The sequence below is a fragment of the Cobetia sp. 1CM21F genome, from assembly GCF_023161745.1.
Taxonomy (GTDB): domain Bacteria; phylum Pseudomonadota; class Gammaproteobacteria; order Pseudomonadales; family Halomonadaceae; genus Cobetia; species Cobetia amphilecti.
Window position 1 is genome coordinate 939690 of the sequence record NZ_JALNTQ010000001.1, and the last position, 21106, is coordinate 960795.

Annotated in this window: 18 protein-coding genes and 1 pseudogene; 9 read left to right on the forward strand and 10 right to left on the reverse strand. The window is 63.2% G+C overall.

Translation table 11 applies throughout. The features are described from left to right. Positions 1-191: 191 nt before the first annotated feature. The 4 genes and pseudogenes from MSG32_RS03835 (at position 192) to MSG32_RS03850 (ending at position 5055) form a co-directional block, all read left to right on the forward strand. A complete protein-coding gene (locus MSG32_RS03835) occupies positions 192-1253 on the forward strand; it encodes a helix-turn-helix domain-containing protein (protein ID WP_248377850.1) in 1062 nt (353 codons plus the stop codon). Between the two features lie 205 nt (positions 1254-1458). Further along, a pseudogene (locus MSG32_RS03840) lies at positions 1459-2079 on the forward strand (trimeric intracellular cation channel family protein); the annotation flags it as partial. Between the two features lie 415 nt (positions 2080-2494). Then, positions 2495-3385 carry a LysR family transcriptional regulator gene (locus MSG32_RS03845; protein WP_107334606.1) on the forward strand — a complete coding sequence of 297 codons (891 nt, stop codon included), beginning with the start codon at positions 2495-2497 and terminating at the stop codon, positions 3383-3385. Positions 3386-3633: 248 nt separating this feature from the next. Further along, positions 3634-5055 carry a nuclease-related domain-containing protein gene (locus tag MSG32_RS03850; protein WP_248377852.1) on the forward strand — a complete coding sequence of 474 codons (1422 nt, stop codon included), beginning with the start codon at positions 3634-3636 and terminating at the stop codon, positions 5053-5055. A gap of 110 nt (positions 5056-5165) precedes the next feature. On the opposite strand, the gene MSG32_RS03855 is transcribed toward MSG32_RS03850, so the two are convergent. Both MSG32_RS03855 and trxA read right to left on the reverse strand, forming a co-directional pair. Continuing rightward, positions 5166-5987 (reverse strand): major royal jelly family protein, encoded by an 822-nt coding sequence (locus MSG32_RS03855; RefSeq protein WP_248377854.1) that lies wholly within the window; start codon positions 5985-5987, stop codon positions 5166-5168. Between the two features lie 500 nt (positions 5988-6487). Next, on the reverse strand, positions 6488-6811 hold the full coding sequence (gene trxA / locus MSG32_RS03860; protein ID WP_248377856.1) for a thioredoxin: 324 nt from the start codon (positions 6809-6811) through the stop codon (positions 6488-6490). 540 nt (positions 6812-7351) lie between these two features. Here trxA and MSG32_RS03865 point away from each other — a divergent pair. The 4 genes from MSG32_RS03865 to chrA all read left to right on the forward strand — a co-directional run bounded on the left by MSG32_RS03865 (position 7352) and on the right by chrA (position 11726). Continuing rightward, positions 7352-7702 carry a metalloregulator ArsR/SmtB family transcription factor gene (locus MSG32_RS03865; protein WP_342357201.1) on the forward strand — a complete coding sequence of 117 codons (351 nt, stop codon included), beginning with the start codon at positions 7352-7354 and terminating at the stop codon, positions 7700-7702. A 114-nt stretch (positions 7703-7816) separates the two neighbouring features. Then, complete coding sequence (locus tag MSG32_RS03870; protein ID WP_248378421.1) at positions 7817-8866, forward strand: ArsJ-associated glyceraldehyde-3-phosphate dehydrogenase; 1050 nt, start codon at positions 7817-7819, stop codon at positions 8864-8866. 1 nt (position 8867) lies between these two features. After that, the gene (gene arsJ, locus MSG32_RS03875) at positions 8868-10187 is read left to right on the forward strand and encodes an organoarsenical effux MFS transporter ArsJ (protein ID WP_248377858.1); all 1320 of its coding nucleotides are present in this window, start codon (positions 8868-8870) and stop codon (positions 10185-10187) included. Between the two features lie 261 nt (positions 10188-10448). After that, complete coding sequence (chrA, locus tag MSG32_RS03880) at positions 10449-11726, forward strand: chromate efflux transporter (protein WP_248377860.1); 1278 nt, start codon at positions 10449-10451, stop codon at positions 11724-11726. A gap of 133 nt (positions 11727-11859) precedes the next feature. Here chrA and MSG32_RS03885 read toward each other — a convergent pair whose 3' ends face one another. The 7 genes from MSG32_RS03885 to MSG32_RS03915 all read right to left on the reverse strand — a co-directional run bounded on the left by MSG32_RS03885 (position 11860) and on the right by MSG32_RS03915 (position 18940). Continuing rightward, positions 11860-13065, reverse strand: coding sequence for a GAK system CofD-like protein (locus tag MSG32_RS03885; protein WP_248377862.1), 1206 nt, complete (start codon positions 13063-13065; stop codon positions 11860-11862). A gap of 194 nt (positions 13066-13259) precedes the next feature. Beyond that, positions 13260-13934 (reverse strand): HAD-IB family hydrolase, encoded by a 675-nt coding sequence (locus tag MSG32_RS03890; protein ID WP_248377864.1) that lies wholly within the window; start codon positions 13932-13934, stop codon positions 13260-13262. Beyond that, a complete protein-coding gene (locus MSG32_RS03895; RefSeq protein ID WP_248377866.1) occupies positions 13927-15114 on the reverse strand; it encodes an ABC transporter ATP-binding protein in 1188 nt (395 codons plus the stop codon). The genes MSG32_RS03890 and MSG32_RS03895 overlap by 8 nt, the downstream gene beginning before the upstream one ends. Further along, positions 15114-16094, reverse strand: coding sequence for an ABC transporter permease (locus MSG32_RS03900; RefSeq protein WP_248377868.1), 981 nt, complete (start codon positions 16092-16094; stop codon positions 15114-15116). The genes MSG32_RS03895 and MSG32_RS03900 overlap by 1 nt, the downstream gene beginning before the upstream one ends. Further along, positions 16078-16926 carry an ABC transporter permease subunit gene (locus tag MSG32_RS03905; RefSeq protein WP_248377870.1) on the reverse strand — a complete coding sequence of 283 codons (849 nt, stop codon included), beginning with the start codon at positions 16924-16926 and terminating at the stop codon, positions 16078-16080. The genes MSG32_RS03900 and MSG32_RS03905 overlap by 17 nt, the downstream gene beginning before the upstream one ends. Beyond that, complete coding sequence (locus MSG32_RS03910; RefSeq protein WP_248377879.1) at positions 16926-17759, reverse strand: alkaline phosphatase family protein; 834 nt, start codon at positions 17757-17759, stop codon at positions 16926-16928. The genes MSG32_RS03905 and MSG32_RS03910 overlap by 1 nt, the downstream gene beginning before the upstream one ends. A gap of 92 nt (positions 17760-17851) precedes the next feature. Continuing rightward, entirely contained in the window at positions 17852-18940 is a 1089-nt protein-coding gene (locus MSG32_RS03915; protein ID WP_225996643.1) for an extracellular solute-binding protein, read from the reverse strand. Between the two features lie 628 nt (positions 18941-19568). Here MSG32_RS03915 and MSG32_RS03920 point away from each other — a divergent pair. Next, on the forward strand, positions 19569-20339 hold the full coding sequence (locus MSG32_RS03920) for a UTRA domain-containing protein (protein ID WP_248377881.1): 771 nt from the start codon (positions 19569-19571) through the stop codon (positions 20337-20339). Positions 20340-20490: 151 nt separating this feature from the next. On the opposite strand, the gene MSG32_RS03925 is transcribed toward MSG32_RS03920, so the two are convergent. Beyond that, complete coding sequence (locus MSG32_RS03925; RefSeq protein WP_248377883.1) at positions 20491-21048, reverse strand: NYN domain-containing protein; 558 nt, start codon at positions 21046-21048, stop codon at positions 20491-20493. Positions 21049-21106 lie beyond the last annotated feature (58 nt).

Sequence of the window (21106 nt, forward strand, 5' to 3'; positions counted from 1 at the left end):
CCTCGAGTGCCTCACACGGGTAAGGTTGAGGCAAATGGCCACAGGTTGATGAAATTTGCCTCATGTCTGAACCGCAGCCCGTCCCCTCTGAATCCTCTGGGCTTTCAGTACGGTCTGAATTGTCAGAACCGTCTGAAGCGTCTGAAGCGTCTGAAGCGTCAGAAGTCGCTGAACAGCCCGCGCCATCCCGCATGCCTCCTCAAGCGTCGGCGACGGCGTCGGAGCCTCTCTCTGCGCCGTATCCGCGCCCGGATTCACCACCGCTGCTGGCGCCGGGGGCCGCCGAGCACACGCTGAATGTCTGGTTGGTGCCGCGCTTCTCGATGTTGACGTTGTTCTGCCTGCTGGAACCGCTAAGGGTCGCCAATCGCTTTGGACGGCCGCTGTTCGCCTGGCGTCTGCTGTCCAGTGATGGCGAGGCTGTCGTGGCCAGCAATGGCGTGCGCATCGACGTCGATGGCGCCTTGTCGTCTCTGGTCGATGAGCCGTCGTCCAGTGGCCAGGGTGGGACGCAGACGCGCTTGATGGTGGTGTCATCCTACGGGCCGGAAGTCAGCGTCGGCAGCCAGGCGCGTGGCGTGATTCGTCATCTGGCAGCCCACGGCGCCTGGCTGGGAGGGTTGGATACCGCCCCCTTCATTCTGGCGCGCGCCGGGGTGCTCGCCGGTCATCGGGTCGCCCTGCACTGGGAGAGCGTGCCAGCCTTTCGCGAGGAATTCCCTCAACTCGAGATCAGTCAGGCCGACTATGAATGGCAGGGCGAGCGGCTGACGGGGTCTGGCGGCGCGGCCAGTATCGACATGATGCTGGCGTGGATCGAGTTTCTGTACGGGCCGTCGTTGGCGGACGCCGTCGGGCGGCAGCTGGTGCATCAGCGCGGGCATCTGGCCACGCCTGCTGCTGCCAGCGCTCGAGACGATTCGCTGCCACGCAGTGTGGTCAAGGCGCTGGCCGTGATGGAGGCCAATCTTGCCCAGGTGCTGACGATCCCCGACATCTGCCGTCTGGTCGGCCAATCCCAGCGCCAGTTGACGCGCCTGTTCATGGCTCACTTCGAGGAAACGCCCAAGCAGCGCTATCTCGGCATGCGCCTGGATCATGCGCGGTGCGTATTGGCCGACAGCAGTCGCAGCGTCTCCCAGGCGGCCCTCGGCGTCGGATTCACGCATTTGGCGCACTTCTCGCGTGCCTATCGCCAACGATTCGGTGAGCCGCCCAGCGCGACCGCTCGCCGTGGTCAGACCACGCCCTGAGGCGGGTCATTATCCTCCGCCCCTCAAGGCGGCGCGGATGACGTCGAGGGCACAAAAAGAGCCGCAAAAGGGAGTATGATCGCGCCGCTGCACCGAAACGCCATCGCAGCAGACGACTTGGCAGAAGAGGCCATCAGGGTTCGCGACAAGCATATACGCCATTGTTTCATGCGCACGCCAGCGCACTGCAGGAGGCTTCACGAGAATGAACTGGATAACCTGGCTCGACCTGGCCGGTGTGATGATCTTTGCCCTGACCGGTGTCGTCGTGGCGTGCCGTTCACGCATGGACCCGATCGGTATGCTGGTGCTGGGCGCGGTGACTGGTATCGGCGGCGGTACGCTGCGTGATCTCGTGCTGGGAATCGGCCCGGTGTTCTGGGTCGAGCAGCCGATCTATCTGTGGGTCATCCTGTTGACGGTACTGGTGGCGACGCTCGGCTTTCATTATATCCACCGTCTGACGCGGGTTTTCCTGCCGGTCACCGATGCCTTCGGGTTGGCGCTGTTTACGGTATTGGGTGCGCACAAGGCGCGCATGCTGGGCGTGGATGGCATCGTGGCTGTCTTGATGGGCACCATGAGCGGCGTGGCGGGTGGCATGATCCGCGATGTGCTCGCACGTCGTGTGCCGATGGTGTTGCGTCAGGAAATCTATGCCTCGGCATCGCTGGCGGGTGGCATTCTCTATATCGCGCTTCTCGAGGCGGGTGTTGGCCTGGCGTGGGCCACTGGCGCTGCCATCTTGCTGATACTGGCGATTCGCCTGCCGGCGATCTATTGGCATCTGACCTTGCCGACCTTTGCCTGGGTGATCATTCCGCCCCCCCCGCTGGCTTCGCAAGACAGTGGTCAGAGGCATGATCAGGCCCCGTCGGGGGCAGCGGGCACGGGCGGGGAGAGTCGCGAGGGCGTGCACGCCACCCCAGATGGCAGACCTCGTCAGCGCTCGGAATTCGCGACGACGCTGGGCGGCTCGATCGGTGCCAGCGATGTCTCGCCCTCGGGTCAGCTGGAGACACCGCCGGCGCCTCCGTCATTGCCGCGGCGCACCCCCAAGGCACGGGTCAGGATGCTGCGCCCCGGCGAACGCCGCCGTGGTGGGCTCTAGACGACATCCTTTTGCTGAGTGATTTGATCGGCAAGCCATATTGCAGAAGCGATCATGATGCGCATCATTATTGTGATTTCTGCAAAGATGCATGGGACCATGCATCTTGCACTTCCAAGGAGAGCACAGCATGCGCAGCCGTTCGGATGACCTCGAGTTGCTACTGGCCGTGGTGGATAGCGGGGGCTTCAGCGCCGCCGCCAATCGATTGAACATACCGGTGGCCAAGGTATCGCGGGCCATCCAGCGCCTGGAAGGTGAGCTGGAAACGCCGCTGCTGAATCGCACCACACGCAGCGTGGCGCTGACCGATGAGGGGCGCGGCTTCGTCGAGCGCGTGCGCGAGGGCCTGTTGCTGCTCGGCAGTGCCGAAGAGGCCCTGTTGCAGCAGCGCGATCAGCCCAGTGGCCGGCTGCGTGTCGATGCCGCGAGCCCCTTCGTGCTGCATCAGCTGGTGCCGCTGGTCGCGGAATTCTCCCGCAGCTATCCCGGCATCGCGCTGGAGCTGTCAGCCGCCGATGACATCATCAACCTGCTGGAACAGCGTACCGATGTGGCCATCCGCATCGGCGAGCTGGATGACTCCACGCTGCACGCCAAGGTGCTGGGGCGCTCCACGCTGCATCTGGTCGCAAGCCCCGCCTATCTGGCCGAGCATGGCGTGCCGTCCAGTGTCGCGGCGCTGCAGACCCATCAGCTGCTGGGGTTCCTGCCCCCCAGTCGTCTCAATCGCTGGCCGCTCAAGGGGGCTCCACAGGGCTTTGACACGACACCTCATCTGCCGACCACCAGTGGCGAAGTCATGCGTCAGCTGTGCCTGGCGGGGCATGGTATCGCCCTTATCTCGCGCTTCATGCTGGGCAATGACCTCAAGACCGGCGCTCTGGTGGAAGTGTTGCCCGGCCAGATCCAGAGCCCCAATCCCCGCGAGCAGATCCAGGCGGTCTATTACCGCAACAGTACGCTGTCGCCGCGCATCAGCGCCTTCGTCGAGTTTCTCGCCACCCGCCTGACGCTGTGAGTGGCTGATGTCTGGCGCCCCAGATTTGCCCTGACAACAGCGGATAAAGGGGCGCTGATTTGTCCTGGCATAGAGTTTTAACGATTATCCCGCTCCTGAAGCATGGCAGTGGAGTCGGACTGATTTAAATAAAGTTTATAATATCTTGATGAAATCTGTTCATTGACGCATGTTGCATGGCGTATTTCACGGGCAATAGCGATATATTGGGCTGACAAGGATGTAATCAGCGCTTCAGGGACGAGCAGATGATAGCCAAGGAAAAAGAGGCCTACAGTGGCGACGATGAGCGCGCCAGGTATGGTCACCGCCAGGAAGAGGATGTGGCCTTCCATCTACGGCGTGCCTTCGGGGACGACCCCGAGGTCGTGATCTTCAATGATCTGCGACTGAAACATGGTGAGGAGAATGCCCAGATCGATCATCTGGTCATGCATCCCTTCGGCTTCATCATCATCGAGTCGAAAAGCATCACTGGTGAAGTCAGGGTCAATGCGGCAGGTGAATGGCAGCGCAGCTATCGGGGCAATTGGTCTGGGCTCAAGTCACCACTGCGTCAGGCGGAATTGCAGCAGGATATTCTCAAGCGCCTGTTGATCGAGCATCGCACTCGCTTGATGAACAAGACCCTGGGGCTGCAAGGCGGCTTTGCCGGTCGACAATGGAAAGTGCTGTGCGCCGTCTCGAGCAATGCCATCGTGCACCGTGACGATATGGCCAAGGGGGTCTCGGCTCAGGTGGTGAAGCCGGAGTTTCTTCACGAGCAGGTCAGTGGTCTGATCGGGGCGCGTTCGATGGTCAAGCGTGCCTTGCTGTTCGATACGCGTCCGGAGTTCACCAAGGATGAGCTTGAGCGTGTCAGCGAGTTTCTGCTCAAGCAGGACGCCCGTTCGCGTCGCGCGCATGCCGTCGAGAGCGTCCGTCGCGAGGTGAGTTGTCGCCCGCAGCCGGCAGCGAAGACGCCAGACGCCGCTGACAGTGCCGCGAGTCGATGGGCGGTCAATGAGGGTAGTCTCCGCGAATCTGACAGCAAAGCCCTCGCCAACAAAGCCCTCGCCAACAAAGATCTCGGTAACAATGGCGCGGGCTACAGTGCTCATGGCAGCAATGGCATTGGCGACAATGCGCCTGGCAGTCATGAGCTTGACGACCAGGAGCACCATAATAAGAAGCAGCGCGCCATGGCCAGGCAGGGAGGCGATTCGAGTGCAGTGGCAGTTGCCATCCCCGCCGCCGCGGCAGTCAATGAGGCGAAGGCAAGCGCCGAGAGCGTCGCTAAGCCCAAAGCTGAAACCAGAGCCGAAACACCAGCGCCGCCAACCGAGGCACCAGTCGGGTCGCCAGTGCCTGAAGCGTGCCTGGCCTCGCCCCAGTTGAGCGAGCATCTCGACAGAATCACCGCACGCCTGAAGGCTTCCGCCACCACGCAAGCGCCACCGCAAGTGCGTGTCCAGTGCCAGAAATGTCAGGAAAAAGATGCACTGCTGGGGCGTTATGGCCCCTACGGCTATTACGTCAAATGTCAGGTCTGCAACGCCAATACATCACTCAAGCAGGGCTGTCCGGCCTGCGAGAATCACAGCGTACGCCTTAGCAAGTCCGGGGCGGTCTACTCGGGGCATTGCCCGCAATGTGAGCACGAGTTCGTGATATTCCGACAGCCCGATTGATGTGGTGCCTTGCAGAAAGACAACGCCCGCATTCCTTTATCAGGAATGCGGGCGTTGTCGTTCAGAGGGCCGGCGCGACCGACCTCTCTATTGTCGACTCAATTATCGACTCAATTGTCGACGGGCCAGACCTTGAAGATACGGTACGGCGCCTGGCCGCTGTCCTTGCCGTCATTGAAGGGCGGCGTGCTGTCGAGCTGATTGACGGTGACATAGAGCCAGCCGTCGGCTGCCATACGCACGCCATCCGGCCAGTCGAGACGCTCATCGCGCACCAGCGGCGTCAGTTTGCCATCGGCGCCCAGCACATCCAGCCCATGCTGATTGAGGTTGGTGAAGTAGTGGGTGCCACCGGCGGTATCCGCGCCATCGGAAACGGGCTTGTCGCCGACGCGGGTGATGGCAGCGGCGATGGTGGCGTGATCGGCGCCTTCGCGCAGCAGTCTGGCCGGTACGCTGTACCAGCTGTGGCCGGTCATGGCGCCGAAGAAGACCGTCTCGCCATCGCCGGACAGGGTGATCGGGTCGACGCCGACCTTGGCAGGCTTGCCATTGAACTGGACGTCCTTGCCATCGATCTTGAGCGTGGCGCCGGGTTCTGCCTCAAGCGCCGGGTGCTCGCTGAAGCGGGTGGCCACGCCGCTCTCCAGGTCGACGGTGATCAAGCCCGGATTGGCGATGTCTGCCAGATAGGCCACGCCACGGCTGCGGTCCACTGCCAGGTCCTGCACGAAGCTGCCCTCGGGGGCGATATTCTCAGGCAAAGTCAGCTTGGTGATCAGCTTGCCCGAGGCAATATCGAAGCCCCACAGGCGGGTCTTGCCCAGATGCAGCCCCATGTCGGTGATCCACAGACCGCCCTGGCCATCCTGATAGATGCCCAGCGGGGAATCGATGGTGGCGTCGCTGTAGCGGCCGGCATGCGTCTGCAAGGCGGGGGGAGGGCCAGGCGCGGTAGCTGTTCTGACCGGTGATCTCGACCAGCTGCACGTCGTGATCCCCATCCATCGGGTGGATGGTGGCGAAGACCTGCCCATTGGGCGTCACCGCCACATTGCCGGGGCGAATCTGCATGACGGCGACAGAGCGCATTTCACCGTAGGCAGGCCCGGCCTTGAGCGCTGAGGTGGTGGCCGGCAGGGTCGTATGGCCGTTGGCGCAGCCCGTCAGCAGGCCGGTAAGCAGGGCGACCATGCCCAGATGTCGGGTCGAACGGACGGGGTCAGGCATCAATGTTTCCTTGTCGTGGTAATGCTGGTGTTACTGTCGCGATGAGCGATATCTTGAAGGCAGGGATTTCTCGATGACGATAATTGCCTGAAAAATCATGGGCATAGAGTAACCTAAAGCACCGTGCAGACCAAAAAAAACGCCCTCATGGAGGGCGTTTTTCATTGCAGCGTCAGTGCCTTGCGGCCAGCGGCCGATTCGATCAGGCGTGACGCGCGATCATGGCGTCGAAGTTTTCCTTCGGCTGGACACCGGTCAGGGCTTCGAGCTTCTCGCCGGACTTGAACAGCGCGATGGTCGGCAGGCCGCGGACGCCATTCTGGGCGGCGAGGTCCGGTGCATCATCGACATTGATGGCGACGACCTTGAGGGCATCACCCTGTTCTTCGGCGATGGATTCGACGATCGGGTCGAGCATCTTGCACGGGCCGCACCACGGTGCCCAGAACTTGACCAGTACCGGCTGCTCGCTCTCGATGACTTCCTGGGTGTAGTTGCTATCGACGACTTGTGCGAAATCCGCCATTTGTCTCTCCTGTGCATCACGAGGGATGCGTGATTCAAAAGGGCACTTGGTGTGCTTGATGGGCACACACTAACGCTGCTCGACTTTTGTTCGCAAGCGCATTCGCTTTTGAGGCCAGGCAACATATGCGTGCCGTTTGCGCAACAGTGGCGATGGTGTGACCGCCTACCCGCTGGTACACCGAGCCAAGCGACACTCTGATCGCGCTTCATTCGCCCTCCATTCAACCTCCATTCGCTCTCCATCGCTGCCATCGATTCCCGCGCCGGCTGTCATCCAACTGTCATGCATGTGTCACTTGATATATGGAAAAACACATATATGATATTTCGTATGTCACCGCGCTTCAGCCGGCTGGCAGGCAACCTGCCTTGCCATGCGTCAGGTGCCGGTAAGAGGGGGTCGGGAGAGGGAATCGGGAGAGGGAATCGGGTGGGGGAATCGAGAGAGGAGCAAGATGGCTCAGGCATACGCGAGGACATCGCCATGAAACCGTCAACCAATGACGTTATTGATGGAGTGGGAGACATGGCGGCCTGCCTGACACCGTTGCAGGTCTTCAAGTGCCTTGCCGAGGACACTCGCCTGACCGTCGTGCAGCTGTTGGCCCAGATGGAAGAGTTGTGTGTCTGTGAGCTTATCTGGCTGCTGGAGCAGCGCGCCATGCCCATCTCCCAACCCAAGGTCTCGCGGCATCTCGCCCAGCTGAGAGATGCTGGCCTGCTGACCAGTCAGCGGCGTGGCCAGTGGGTGCACTACCGCCTGGCACCTGACCTGCCGGCCTGGTGCCATCAGATACTCGCGACTCTCTGTCAGGCCAACGCCCGCGAGGTGTCGCGCTGGGTGGCGTGGCTGGAGACGATGCCCAACCGCCCTGTGCGCTGCTGCTGAGCGCACAGGCCGTAGAACGTTAGCCGAATCTTTTCGAACACTCTCAAGGAAATGCCCATGTGTCCTGCTCATAGCGCTCCGTCCTATTCCTCGTCCATCAGCGTGCCGGAGGGCATGCCGGCCCTGCGCGTCGGTATCAACGGCTTCGGGCGCATCGGTCGTCTCGCACTGCGCGCGCTGTGGAAGCTGCGCGAGGATATCGCGCTGGACGTGGTGCGCATCAATGACCCGGGTGGCGATGCCGCGACCTTCGCCCATCTGCTGGAATTCGATTCCGTGCATGGCCAGTGGTCGCCGGGCGCCGGTATCACCAGCGACGCGGATTCCATCACCCTCGATGGTCAGCGCACGGCATTCTCCAGCCAGCGTGAGATCGGTGACACCGACTGGTCGGGCTGCGATGTGGTGATCGAGGCCTCCGGCAAGAAGAAGAGCACCGAGGTGCTGAACGCCTATCTCGAGCAGGGCGTCGCGCGGGTCGTGGTCTCCGCGCCGGTCAAGGAAGAGGGCGTGCTCAACATCGTCATGGGCGTCAACGACCACCTCTACAACGCCGATGAGCATCGCATCGTGACGGCTGCCAGCTGCACCACCAACTGCCTGGCACCGGTGATCAAGGTGATTCAGGAGCAGTTCGGCATTCGTCATGGCTCCATGACCACCGTGCACGACATCACCAATACCCAGACGATTCTGGATGCGCCGCACAAGGACCTGCGCCGTGCGCGGGCCTGCGGCATGAGCCTGATTCCGACGACCACCGGTTCCGCCAAGGCGATCAGCGCCATCTTCCCGGAGCTGGAAGGCCGCTTGAACGGCCACGCCATTCGCGTGCCGCTGGCCAATGCCTCCCTGACCGACATGGTGTTCGAGCTCAACCGCGAAGTGACGGTGGATGAGGTCAATCAGGCGCTGCAGAGCGCGGCGGAAGGTGAACTGGCCGGCGTGCTGGGCTACGAGACACGTCCGCTGGTGTCGATCGATTTCCGTACCGATTCCCGCTCCAGCATCATCGATGCGCCCTCGACCATGGTCGTCGCGGGCACCCAGCTCAAGCTGTACGCCTGGTATGACAACGAGTGGGGCTATGCCAACCGCACCGCAGAGTTGGCGCTGAAAGTGGGCCTGGGTGGTCTGGCCGACGCCAGCACACAGGAGCGCTGAAATGCTTGCCCGCCTGCGAGAGCTGCCCCATGAGGTGCGCCAGTACCTGCTGGTGACGGGGAATTACTGGGCCTTCACGCTGACGGATGGCGCACTGCGCATGCTGGTGGTGCTGCATTTCCATTCACTGGGCTATTCTGCGCTGGACATCGCGCTGCTGTTCCTGTTCTACGAAGCCTTCGGTGTCGTCACCAACCTGGTCGGCGGCTGGCTGGGGGCGCGGCTCGGCCTCAATCGCACCATGAATGCGGGGCTTGCGATGCAGCTGGTGGCGCTCGGCATGCTGTTGGTACCGGAGCCCATGCTGACGGTGGTCTGGGTGATGATCGCCCAGGCGCTGTCGGGCATCGCCAAGGACCTCAACAAGATGAGCGCCAAGAGCGCCATCAAGGTGCTGGTGCCGAAGGGGCAGCAGGCGGCGCAGTCGCAGAGCTCACTGTATCGCTGGGTCGCGCTGCTGACCGGCTCCAAGAATGCCCTCAAGGGTCTGGGCTTCTTCCTCGGTGGCGCGGCGCTCAGCCTCATCGGCTTCCAGGGCACGGTATTGGCCATGTGGCTCATGCTGGCCGTGGTGCTGGTGCTGTCCCTGCGCAAGCTCTCGGCATCGCTGGGGCAGAGCAAGGCCAGCCGCAAGCCGGCGTTTCGTGAGATGTTCTCGACCTCGCGGGCGGTCAATGTGCTGTCAGCGGCGCGCATGTGCCTGTTCGCGGCACGCGATGTCTGGTTCGTGGTCGCCTTGCCGGTCTATCTGGCCGAGGTACATGGCTGGAACTTCTGGACAGTCGGTATCCTGATGGCCGCGTGGGTGATCGGTTACGGCGGGGTGCAGACCCAGGCCCCGCACATTACCGGGCCGATCGCGCGTCGCTTGAGCGGTGATGCGGGCGTGCGCTGGATGACCGTGCTGCTGGCCGGTGTGCTGGCGCTGTTGCCCGCGCTGATGGCGAGCATGTCGCTGGACGCCGAGCTGGGCGGCGACAGCAGTGCGGCCATCCTGCTGGGGCTGGCACCCCTCGAGTGGCTGATCATCGGTCTGCTGGTGTTCGGCGTCATCTTCGCCGTCAATTCCAGCTGGCACAGCTACTTGATCGTGCGCTTCGCGCGCAGTGAAGGCGTGTCGATGGATGTCGGCTTCTATTACATGGCCAACGCCATGGGCCGCCTGCTGGGCACGTTGCTGTCCGGTTGGCTCTATCAGGCTTATGGTCTGGAGGCCTGCCTGTGGTGGTCGGCGGCACTGGTGGCGGCGAGTGCCGTGATGGCCATCGCGTTGCCCTCGGACACGCAGCATGCCTCCACTCAGGAGACGTCGGCCAACTGAAGCCTTCGCCGGGCACCTGACGCCTAAGCCCTTATGCAGGAAGCCCTCATGCAGGAAGCCCGTCCCAACCATGGGGCGGGCTTCCTGTCATCTGGCGGCGATAGTCTGGTGGGTGATGCAAGTGACGAGAATCAGGTCATTGCGCATTCACCTGATGTCACCGTAGCGTCAGCAAGTGAAAATTCTTTCGTATAGCTCTTGCTAAGCCCCTCGCTGGATTTCTGGTCGTTATCCTTTCCTTTCCGCTCCAAGAGAAACGTCATGTCACATCCGGATGAAACTGCAAGGCGTGAGCGCGACCCTGCGACGCCTGATGCCCCGCTTGCGAGCGACAAGGCGCGGCGCAGTGAAGTGCTGCGCACCTTCTTCACCTTGGGGCTGACCAGCTTCGGCGGCCCGATTGCTCACCTGGGATACTTCCACGATGAGCTGGTACGCAGGCGAGGCTGGTTGAGTGACAAGGCCTACGCCGAGCTGGTCGCGCTCTGTCAGTTTCTGCCGGGGCCGGCCAGCAGCCAGGTCGGTTTCGCGCTGGGCATGGTGCGTGGCGGTGGCGTGATGGGCGGGATACTGGCGTGGATCGGCTTCACCTTGCCGTCTGCGCTGGCGTTGCTGGTATTGGCACTGGTGGCGGGCAGCCTCGAAGGGCCGCTGGCCTCCGGGGTGATCCATGGCTTGAAGCTGGTGGCGGTGGCCGTCGTCGCCCAGGCGATCTGGGGCATGGCACGCAAGCTGTGCCCGGACTTGCGGCGTACCTGTCTGGCGCTGTTGGCCATGCTGGGCCTGGCGCTGGCACAGAGCGCCTGGACGCAGGTCGCCTGGGCGCAGGTCGGGGTGATCGCGATGGGAGCAGTGCTCGGCAGCCTGCTGTGTCGTGATGACAAGGCGGCATCCGTGCGCCAGCAAGCCCAGGCCGCGGGGCTGTCACTGCCGGTCTCGACGCGCCTGGCGCGCTACTGCCTGATCGCGTTCTTCGTGCTGTTGATCGGCCTGCCGCTGGTGGCCTCCGGCAGCCTGGTCGATATCTTCTACCGTGCCGGGGCGCTGGTGTTCGGGGGTGGGCATGTGGTGCTGCCGCTGCTGGAGGCCTCCACCGTCGAGACGGGCCAGATCGCGGCCGATACCTTCCTCACCGGCTATGGCGCCGCCCAGGCGGTGCCGGGGCCGCTGTTTACCTTTGCCGCCTGGCTGGGGGCCGGCATGGCGCAGGTGGGCGGCGGTTCGGCATTGCTCGGTGCCGTCATTGCGCTGTTGAGCATCTTCCTGCCGGGGATTCTGCTGCTGATCGGTGTGGCGCCTTTGTGGGGGCGTCTGCGCGCCCGTGCCGGGGCGCGCGCTGCGCTCGCCGGCGCCAATGCGGCCGTGGTGGGCGTGCTGGGCATGGCGCTCTATGACCCGCTGTGGACCACCAGTGTGCTGAGCCGCACGGATCTGGTGATCGCGCTGGCCGCCTTCATCGCTCTGACACGTTTCTCGCTGGCACCCTGGAAGCTGGTGCTGGGGATGGTGATTCTCGGCGCGGTGCGTGGCGTGATCTAGGTCCCGACGTCGTATCTGGCAAAAGAACGCCCCCGTCTGCTGTTGGCAGGCGGGGGCGTGCTTTTTCTGCAGAGCAGTTCATGCATAGCAACTTCAGGCAGAGCAACTCATGCCGAGCAGCTCGCGGTCGGTGTCACACCAGTGACAGCAGCGCGGTGACCAGCAGCTCGTTGTCGTAGTAGGGCGCGCTCTGCTCGCTGATCAGGCGGGTGTCGATCACGGTGATGCCCATGCGCTCGAGCGCCTCGATGCAGGGGCCGCCGGGGTAGTCACCGCGCTGGCTATCGAGGAGCACGATGTTGAGCAGGTTCTCGGTGGGGCAGTCTTCCATGCGACCGGTCAGGTCGGCACACAGGGTGTCGAGCAATACGCTGACCAGCTCATCCATGCGCTTGCCGGTCTGCTCCGGGTCCGGGCAGCAGTTGGGGATATAGACCTTGGGGCAGGGGTTGGCCAGCACCGCGCGTCCGACGCCCTTGGGCAGCAGATTGGCGAGCACGCTGGAATAGAAGCTGCCGGGAGGGAAGCAGATCAGCTCGGCCGACTCGATCAACTGGCGATTGTTGGCGTGCAGCTCCGGCACCACGGGCACATGGTGGTCGCCCTCTGTCGCGGCCAGGCGCATGCGCGCGATGGGCGAATCGAGAGGGGCGACTTCCTTGCCGGTGATGCGGTGCTGGCCGATGATCTCGCGACCATCTTCCAGCGTCACCGCTAGATGGCAATCGGCATTGACCACGGCGCGCACCGTGCCGCGCACGTGTACCAGCTTGGAGAACAGGAAGATGATCTGATCCAGCTGCTGGTGATGGTTCAGATAGCCGCCGGCAATGATCAGATTGCCGATGCTGGCGCCGCGCAGATCGAAGCCTTCCGGCATGGCGTCGATGAGAAAGCCCAGCTGATGGCAGATCAGGGTGCGCATCGGTTCCGCGACCGCCATGGTCAATGGATGACGTCCGGCTGCCAGCTCGCGCAGCGTGGCGTGCAGCATCTCCGGGCGCGCTTCACGCGGCAGGCGGTGGGTAAACAGGCGATAGATATCGGGATGGCCCAGGACGCTGTCATCGGCCAGCGCCATCAGGCGTGAACGCAGATCGCCGATGGCGGGCATCGAGAAGGCGTCGCGCAGTTTGGCCGAGCTGCCACCGGAGTCGAACGGCGTCACCAGATGGATGCTGTGGTGGGTATAGCGGGTCAGGGTGCGCGAGACCCCGGTCAGCGCGGTACCGCCACTGAAGAACAGCACGCGTGGGCCGACTTCGGGGGCTTTCAGATAGCGCCTGACGCGCATGGGATCGGGTACACGTGCGGTCCGACTGACCCTGACCTTGGCCATTGCATGGCTTCCTTTATGCTTGCATTTCTGGCATAGAGTGCCTTTTTTTACGCCCAGCGTCGCCTGTTATGCACTTTCTCTCAATTCCAGCGCAGGGACTCTCGATTCCCGTCTCTCGATCCCAGTCCAGCGTTTCTTGTTGCCAGCGTCTCTTGCTGCCAGCCTGGCTTCCCTCATTGCCAACCCGGTTTCCTTCATTGCCAACGTAGTGTCTGCCAGGCGCGCTGTTGCGCCAGGCTGGCAAGGGTCGGGTCCGGGTGGACGGCGAAGGGGTGATCGACGAATTCCAGCAAGGCCAGATCATTGCGTGAATCCGAATAGCCCCAGCTGGGCACTCCAGTGCTGTGGCTGGCGTGTTGCTGTTGCCATGCCTTGAGTGCCGCGAGCTTGCCCTCGCGGAAGGTGCGAATGCCACGGGCTCGCCCGTTGTAGCAGCCTTGCTCGGTCTCAAGGGCCGTGGCCAGGGCCGCGTCCAGCGCCAGGCGCTCGGCGAGAGGGGCGACCAGATGCGCCGTCGAGGCCGAGATGATCACGACCTGATGGTTCTGCGCGCGGTGCCAGTGGATTCGCTCCAGCCCCTCACGATACAGGCGCGGCATCAGCTCGGCATCGAGAAAGCGTGCCACCTCGGCATCGACCTCACTGACGGCGCGACCCGCCAGCGGGGCGAGCAGGTGGGTCAGGTGGGTCTCCATGTCCAGCTCACCGGCCGCGTAGTCCAGCATCTGTTGTGCCCAGATCGCGCGATATTCCTCGCCATCGGCGATCCAGCCCCTTGCGATCAACCAGTCGGTCCAAAGCCCCGTGGCATCGCCCTCGAGCAAGGTGTCGTCGAGATCGAAGATGGCAAGCCCTGTGATGTCATCCATGGGACACCTGCGACGTGTCAGCGGTCTCGTGCCCGCCCAGCGCCTGAACCTCATCCAGATCGGCGTGCAGCATCACGCGCAGATGGCGCGGCAGTAGCTGCCGAGCACTGCGATTGAGGACATCGACATTCAGGCGCAGTCCCTGACAGTCCACCTCGTAGCGCACGATATTGCCGAGCAGCTGGTGGCGGCGAATCACGCCCGGGCAGCCGGGGCCGGCATTGTCCGGCAAGGGTTGGGTCGGGAAGTTGGCATATTCATCCTGCTGTCCCTGAGGGCTGGTATCCGGTTGCAGATACAGCGCTTCCGGACGCAGTGCCACGCGCGGGCTGTCACTCTCGTAGCCGAGCAGCGGGCGCGCCAGCTCGCGACCGATCAGATTGTAATGCCCCATGAAGCCTGCCGCCGTGGCATCCACCGGCCGGGTATACAGCGACTCGGCATTGCCCTGTTGCAGGATGCGCCCCTGATGCATCAGGAAGATGCGGTCCGACAGCAGCAGTGCCTCTTCCTGATCGTGGGTCACGAACAGGGTGGTCAGGCCGAGGCTCTTCTGGATGTCACGGATCTGATCACGCAGATGGCGGCGGATACGCGCATCCAGTGCCGACAGCGGCTCATCCAGCAACAGGATCTGCGGCTCGACCACCAGCGCGCGTGCCAGTGCCACACGCTGACGCTGGCCGCCGGACAATTGATGCGGGAAGCGCTGCGCCTGATCGGTCAGCTCCACCAGTCTGAGCACCTCGCTGACACGCCGCTCGCGTTCTTCCGGGCGCACCTTCTTCATACGCAGTCCGAAGGCCACGTTGTCCGCCACGCGCATGTTGGGGAACAGCGCATAGTGCTGGAAGACCATGCCGATGCCGCGACGCTGCGGCGGCAGCGACGTGATGTCGTGACCATCGACGATGATCTGGCCGGCATCGACATCATTGAGCCCGGCAATGGCGCGCAGCAGGGTCGACTTGCCGCAGCCGGAGGGGCCGAGCAGGGTGATGAATTCCCCGCGCGCGATCTCGGCCTCTATCTCGGCGAATACCTGAGTCTTGCCGAAGCTCTTGGCCAGGCCATTGAGCTTGAGGTAGTGCTGGTCGGCGGCGCGTTCGCGCAGGGCGCTGGTCAGAAGGCCGCCGGCGCTCTGGCTATCGAATGTGGTGGCGGTGTCGATGGCAAGCATCAGCGGTCCCCTCGGGGTGCGGAGTCTGGCGACTGGTGAGTGGTGTGGCGCGGCTCGGGGTCGGCGCTCGGCACCGGCCCGGGCAAGCCGTCGGTCATGGCGGTGGCCAGCGCCTCGTCGGGGTCATCTGCGGGCATCTCCTGCTCGGCGGGCTGACGATTGCCGAGCCAGGTCAGGATCAGGGTGAACACGAACAGGGTGATGACCAGGGCGCTGGTGAAGTGGCCGCTGGCGCCGCGGATATTGTTCAGATAGACCTGCAGGGTCTCGAAGCGGGTGCCGACCAGCATGTTGGCGAACACGAATTCGCCGGCCAGGAACGAGAAGGCCAGGAAGACGGCAATCTGGATGCCGACGCGAATATTGGGCAGCACGACCAGGAAGAACGCCTTGAGCGGACTCGCCCCCAGCAGTTGAGCGGCCTCCATCAGGGACGCCACGTCCAGTGCGCGCAGGCTGTTGGCCAGAGCGCGGTACATGAAGGGCAGCACGATGGTGAAGTAGGTGGGGATCAGGATCCACGGCGTGCCGACGATGGCCAGCGGGCCACCCGCGTAGAGCTGCAGCAGGCCGACCGATGACACGATGGGCGGCACGGCGAAGGGCAACAGGATCAGCCCATTCATCACGCTATCCAGGCGCGGATAGCGTGTGTGGGCGAGAAACACCACCGGCACGATCAGCAACAACGACAGCGCCAGCGCACCGACGGCGACCAGCAGCGAGCGCCCGAAAGCCGCCAGAAAACGCGGTGTGGTCCAGAGCTCCAGAAACCATTTCACGGTCAGGGCGTCGGGGGTCAGGCTGGCTCCCCAGCGTGTCGCCAGGGCGTAGAACAGCGTCGCGATCAGCGGCAGTGCCAGCAGCGCGAAGACGCTGGTGACGATGAAGGTGTAGATGTTCACGCGGCGCAGGCGCGCCATCAGGCTGGGCAGCAAGGGCTTGCCGTGGCGATAGGGCAGTTCAGCGGGAAGTGACATGGTAGCTCCTGCGCATGAGCCATTGCTGAATCAGCGTGACGATGACGAGAATGACGACCAGCACCAGGGCCAGTGCACTGGCCAGTTCCGGCTGCAGGAACAGGTCGCCGGAGACCAGATTGGCGATGCGGATGGTCATCAGGTTGTAGCTGGTGTTCACCAGCGCATAGACAGTGGCGTAGGCGCCCATGGCATTGGCGAAGAGTACGGTGAGCGTGCCTGCCAGTGACGGCCACAGCACCGGCAGGCCGATGTGCTGCCAGTAGGCGAGGCGATTGGCGCCCAGCAGGCTGGCGGCTTCACGCCACTCCGTCTTCAGGGTGCTGAAGGCGGGATACAGCAACAGGATGCCCAGCGGAATCTGGAACCAGGTGTAGATGACGATCAGGCCGGTGCGCGAGTAGAGATTGAAGTTCTCAAGCAGACCGAAGCGCTCCAGCATCAGGGTCAGCATGCCGTTGGCGCCCATCAGGATGATGAAGGCGAAGGCCAGCGGGACACCGGCGAAGTTGCTGGTCATGTTGGTGAAGGCGATCATCATGCGCGTCAGGCGCGGGCCGCAGCGGTGCATGCTGTGACAGGTCACGGCGGCGATCGCCAGTCCCAGCACGCTGGACATGAAGGAGATCTCGAGACTGCGCCAGATGGCCTGGCGGAAGAAGGCCGAGGAGGCGATCTCGTGAAAGTTGGCCAGCCCCCAGCCCGTTGGGGTCTTGAAGGCGCTGATCATCACCCACACCAGCGGCGCGATCTGGAAGGCGCCGAAGATCAGCGCAAACGGCAGCAGCCACATGACGGGGCTGGTCAGGCGGCGCTTCAAGGCGGCAGGCATCACTCGAGGCCTCGCGTGACAGCATGACTCGCCAGCAGCGACGGATTGCTCGCCTTGCTGTGTTCAAGTCCCAGCAGTGTGGCCAGGGTGCCGCAGAGCTCGCGTTGCTTGAGATCCGTCGCGGCGCCGTTGGCGAAGGCGGTGCCGAAGGTCCACAGCGGGACGCGACGCTCCTCTTCCAGCAGGCCGGAGTGTGAGCGGTCGGCATTCATGCCGTGATCGGCGGTGACCATCACCTGATAGCCGGCTTCCAGCCATGCCGGCAGGTAGTCGGCCAGGGCGACGTCGGCATGCCGCGCGGCGTTGCGGTACTGCGGCGTGTCGCCGCCATGACGATGGCCGGCATCGTCGATGTTCATGCTATGCACCAGCAGGAAATCCGGGGCGTGACGCAGGCGCAGCATTTCGGCGTCACTGAACAGATGGTCATCCGGATAATGATCCTGCCAGTAGAAGATGCCCGCCTGGATGGCGGATTCCGGGTTGTCGAGCCAGCGATGGCGGGCCGGCACGAAGGGGGCCGCGACATAGAGTTCGCTGACCCAATGATAGGCGGCGGCAGCCGTGCGCTTGCCCTGCTGGCTGGCAAGGTCGAACAGGCTGATGCCGCGTGAGCGGCGCACGATACCGTTGTTGACGATACCTGAGTCGACAGGCAGGTCGCCGGTCAGCAGGCATTCATAGAGCGGGCGCGACATGGCCGGCAGCTCGCAGTCCAGTGATTGATACTGGCCACGGCCGGCCTCGACCAGGGCACTCAGATAGCCCATGGCATGGTGACCCACGGCGTGGTTGAGGCCGTCGAGCACGACAAGAATGACACGCTGAGACATGGTGACTCCGTGAAGCTCAAGACGGCACCGCAAAGGCGATGCCGTCTGTCAGGATGGTGCGCGCTCTGCTCGCGTGAAGCAGAGGCCGGGGATCACTGCTGGTGGATCAGTACCTGGGACTGCCACTGGCGCGGCAGCTGCTTGGCACTGGCTTCCCAGCCCGCGAAGTCCTGGACCGGACGAGCATTGGCATACTGCTCGTTGGGCAGCAGCTTGGCGGCGATATCCTCGGGCAGGGTGAGGTGCTCGGCGCGGATCGGACGGGCATAGCCCTTGGCCAGATTCAGCTGACCGGCGTCGGAGAGGATGTACTCACGGGCCAGCTTGGCGGCATTCGGGTGCGCGGCATGCTTGTTGATGATGGTGGCGTAGCCGGAGGTGACGGAGGCATCAGACGGAATGACGACCTCGAAGGTGTCGCGGTTGATCTGATCGCGATAGTTCAGGGCATTGAAGTCCCACAGCAGGGCGACTTCGACTTCGCCTTTCTCCAGGTTGGCGATGCTCGGCTCTGCCAGTGACAGACGGCCCTGGCGCGCCAGTTCCGCGAAGACTTCCAGGCCCGGTGTCAGGTCGGATTCCTTGCCGCCATTGGCGAAGGCAGCGGCCAGAATGGCGTTGTTGGCCTGGGACGCCTTGCCGACGGCGCCGACGGACACCTTGTAGTCACCTTCGGCGAGATCGGCGAAGGAGGTCGGGCGCTCATCTTCACTGACCAGCGTCTTGTTGATCATGAAGGAAATGGTGCCGGTGTAGCCCAGTACCCAGTGGCCATCCTTGTCTTTGGCCCACTCCGGGATCTGCTCCCAGGTCGTGGTCTTGTAGGCCTGGGTCACGCCTTGCTGCACCGCGATCGGTCCGAAGGCGAAGCCCACGTCACCGATATCGGCGGTGGCGTTCTCACCCTCGGCCTTGAACTTGGCGACTTCCTCGGCGGAGCTCATGTCGGTATCGCTATGCGCGATGGAATACTTCGACTCGAGGTCTGCCCAGGTGTCCTTCCAGTTGGCCCAGCTGTCCGGCATGCCGACGCTATCGACACGGCCTTCGGACTGAGCGGCCTCGAGAAGGTCAGCCGGCATGTCGGCGGCACTGACAGAGGCACTGCCCAACAGGGCGGCCATGCAGGTGGAAACCAGCAGGCCGGTGGAGCGGGATGAGGTAGTGGCAATCGACTTCAAGGAGATTTCCCCAGTAGGTGATGAACAATCGCTGCGCTGAAGGTAAGGCGTGACGGGCATCAGGCACCCTGTCGACACGCTGAGAGCACGTCCGGGTGCTCAGGCCAGTTCTCGGATCATTGATCAGACCAGTGCTCTGCCAAGTGCTCAGGCAAGTGCCGAGACAACCGAGACTGTGTGGTCTAGTTCAGTTCGAAAGGCACGATCGACTCTAGCGCTCGCCTGTGACAGTTGCGTGTCGTCAACATGTCGTTGTCATGGCATGGGGTGGCGGCTCTGCCTCTGCCTCCTTCATACCTTCTTCGTGCCTTCTTCGTGCCTTGCCGCGGGCTTCAGTCCTCGCTATCTTCCACAGCCATGGGCGGACAAGGCATGAGTCAGCGCGTGATGGCTGAGCTGGCGTGGCAGCCAGAGCTGCGCTGTCACCGAGTTGTCACGCCAATGCCACTATTCTCCTCATGCGTGTCTCGACAAGCGTGTCTTGAAAAGTCGCACTGAGCTTTGTGGGTCATCTGAACTAGACCACAGAAATCGCTTCGCTCTGACCCTTTCCATCCTGGACGCCCTGGATGTCATGCAAGTGACTCGCCAGAAATTGCTGTCTTTCGTTATCTTTCAGGAACTTCGCATGCCTTCATCTTCGCTTGAGCCCCAGAGTGACGCCGCTTCATCGGCAACTCCTGACGCGGATGTCCCCGTGGCAGGGCTCAAGAGCAGGCTGCTGAACCATCTTGAGGCAGCGCCGCTGCGCGCTTCACAGCGCCTGCCTTCCGAGCGCGAGATGATCGAACGCTTTGCCACGACGCGGGTCACGCTGCGCGACACCTTGCTGCAGCTGGAGGCGGAGGGGCGTATCTATCGCGAGAATCGGCGGGGCTGGTTCGTCTCGCCGCCACGGCTGCGCTATGACTTGCTGGCGTGCCTGCCATTTCGCGACATGGTCGAGTCACAGCAGCGGGTGGCCAGCACCGAGGTACTGGCGGCAGGAGAGGTCGCTGCCAACGCGGTGATCGCGCGGCGACTGGGGATTGCGGAGGGCTCAGTGGTCTATCGCATCACTCGCGTGCGGCGTATCGACGGGCGGCGCGTGCTGCATGTCTGCCATCACCTGCGACGTGACTGCTTCCCGGGCATCCTCGATTTCGACCTCGCTGCCCACTCCCTGACCGACCTCTACCGGCACGAATACGCCATTCGTGTCAGCCGCGTCAGCTTCGAGCTGGCCTCCACGGTGTTTGACGCTGAGGCCGCCGCCGCACTGAACGCTGCGCAGGGCAGCCCCGCGCAGCGCATCACCCGCATCAACTTCGATCAGAATGGCCGCGCGGTGGACTGCGATGATGAACACTGGCGCCACGACGCCATCGAATTGACGCTGAGTGCCGCACCACAGAGCTAGTCGGCAAGTTCGCGGCGAAGCCTGAATGCCTGGCAGGCCGCTGGTAGCCCAGACGAAAACACCCGCACACCTCTCTGTCAGTAGAGGCCGTGCGGGTGTTTCTTGTGCGACAGACAGGATTCGAGCGCGGTTGAGACGCGATCGATCGGTATCAGCGCATCAGCAGGCTTTCATCGACTTCGCGAAAGTGATGGGCGCTTTTCATCAGGGCGAGGGCGGTGAGGGCTTCGACGCCATAGACGCGGGTGGTGATGGCGTGGCGGGTGGCGACATGGTCCAGCAGCAGGGCGAAGTCGCCATCGCCGGAGGCGAGGATGATTTCATCGACCTCGGGGACGGCTTCCATCACGTCGATGGTGATGCCGACATCCCAGTCGCCCTTGGCCGAGCCGTCGCCGCGCTGGATGAAGGGCTTGAGTTTGACCTCAAAGCCTATCTCGCGCAGGCGCTGCTGGAATTGCTGCTGCTTGGGGTCGCCACGGTCGATCGCGTAGGCGTAGGCATGCTGGATCGAGCCGAGGCGCTCGAGCTCTGCCCACAGGCGGCGATAATCGAACTGCCGACCGAAGGTGTCGCGGGTGGTGTAGTAGATGTTCTGCACATCAATGAAGACGGCCAGGCGTGTGCGTGCCCCATCCGCGTCGCGAGTGCCATGCACACTGTGCTGGCGGGAGTCGAGGGTGCTGTCGCACGAAGAGGATGCTGGCATGGGCGTCGCCGTGGCGGGAGGAGCAAGGGCAGGCAAGAGGTGATTTTCCTCTCCCCAG

Bases quoted from the DNA above. Each gene is read 5' to 3' on its own strand.
- MSG32_RS03845 (WP_107334606.1), top strand. From the start codon at position 2,495: ATGCGCAGCCGTTCGGATGACCTCGAGTTGCTACTGGCCGTGGTGGAT.
- MSG32_RS03925 (WP_248377883.1), bottom strand. From the start codon at position 21,048: ATGCCAGCATCCTCTTCGTGCGACAGCACCCTCGACTCCCGCCAGCAC.
- MSG32_RS03885 (WP_248377862.1), bottom strand. From the start codon at position 13,065: ATGGCCAAGGTCAGGGTCAGTCGGACCGCACGTGTACCCGATCCCATG.
- MSG32_RS03895 (WP_248377866.1), bottom strand. From the start codon at position 15,114: ATGCTTGCCATCGACACCGCCACCACATTCGATAGCCAGAGCGCCGGC.
- MSG32_RS03905 (WP_248377870.1), bottom strand. From the start codon at position 16,926: ATGCCTGCCGCCTTGAAGCGCCGCCTGACCAGCCCCGTCATGTGGCTG.
- MSG32_RS03910 (WP_248377879.1), bottom strand. From the start codon at position 17,759: ATGTCTCAGCGTGTCATTCTTGTCGTGCTCGACGGCCTCAACCACGCC.
- MSG32_RS03920 (WP_248377881.1), top strand. From the start codon at position 19,569: ATGCCTTCATCTTCGCTTGAGCCCCAGAGTGACGCCGCTTCATCGGCA.
- MSG32_RS03900 (WP_248377868.1), bottom strand. From the start codon at position 16,094: ATGTCACTTCCCGCTGAACTGCCCTATCGCCACGGCAAGCCCTTGCTG.
- MSG32_RS03835 (WP_248377850.1), top strand. From the start codon at position 192: ATGCCTCCTCAAGCGTCGGCGACGGCGTCGGAGCCTCTCTCTGCGCCG.
- trxA (WP_248377856.1), bottom strand. From the start codon at position 6,811: ATGGCGGATTTCGCACAAGTCGTCGATAGCAACTACACCCAGGAAGTC.
- arsJ (WP_248377858.1), top strand. From the start codon at position 8,868: ATGCTTGCCCGCCTGCGAGAGCTGCCCCATGAGGTGCGCCAGTACCTG.
- MSG32_RS03890 (WP_248377864.1), bottom strand. From the start codon at position 13,934: ATGGATGACATCACAGGGCTTGCCATCTTCGATCTCGACGACACCTTG.
- MSG32_RS03870 (WP_248378421.1), top strand. From the start codon at position 7,817: ATGCCGGCCCTGCGCGTCGGTATCAACGGCTTCGGGCGCATCGGTCGT.
- chrA (WP_248377860.1), top strand. From the start codon at position 10,449: ATGTCACATCCGGATGAAACTGCAAGGCGTGAGCGCGACCCTGCGACG.
- MSG32_RS03850 (WP_248377852.1), top strand. From the start codon at position 3,634: ATGATAGCCAAGGAAAAAGAGGCCTACAGTGGCGACGATGAGCGCGCC.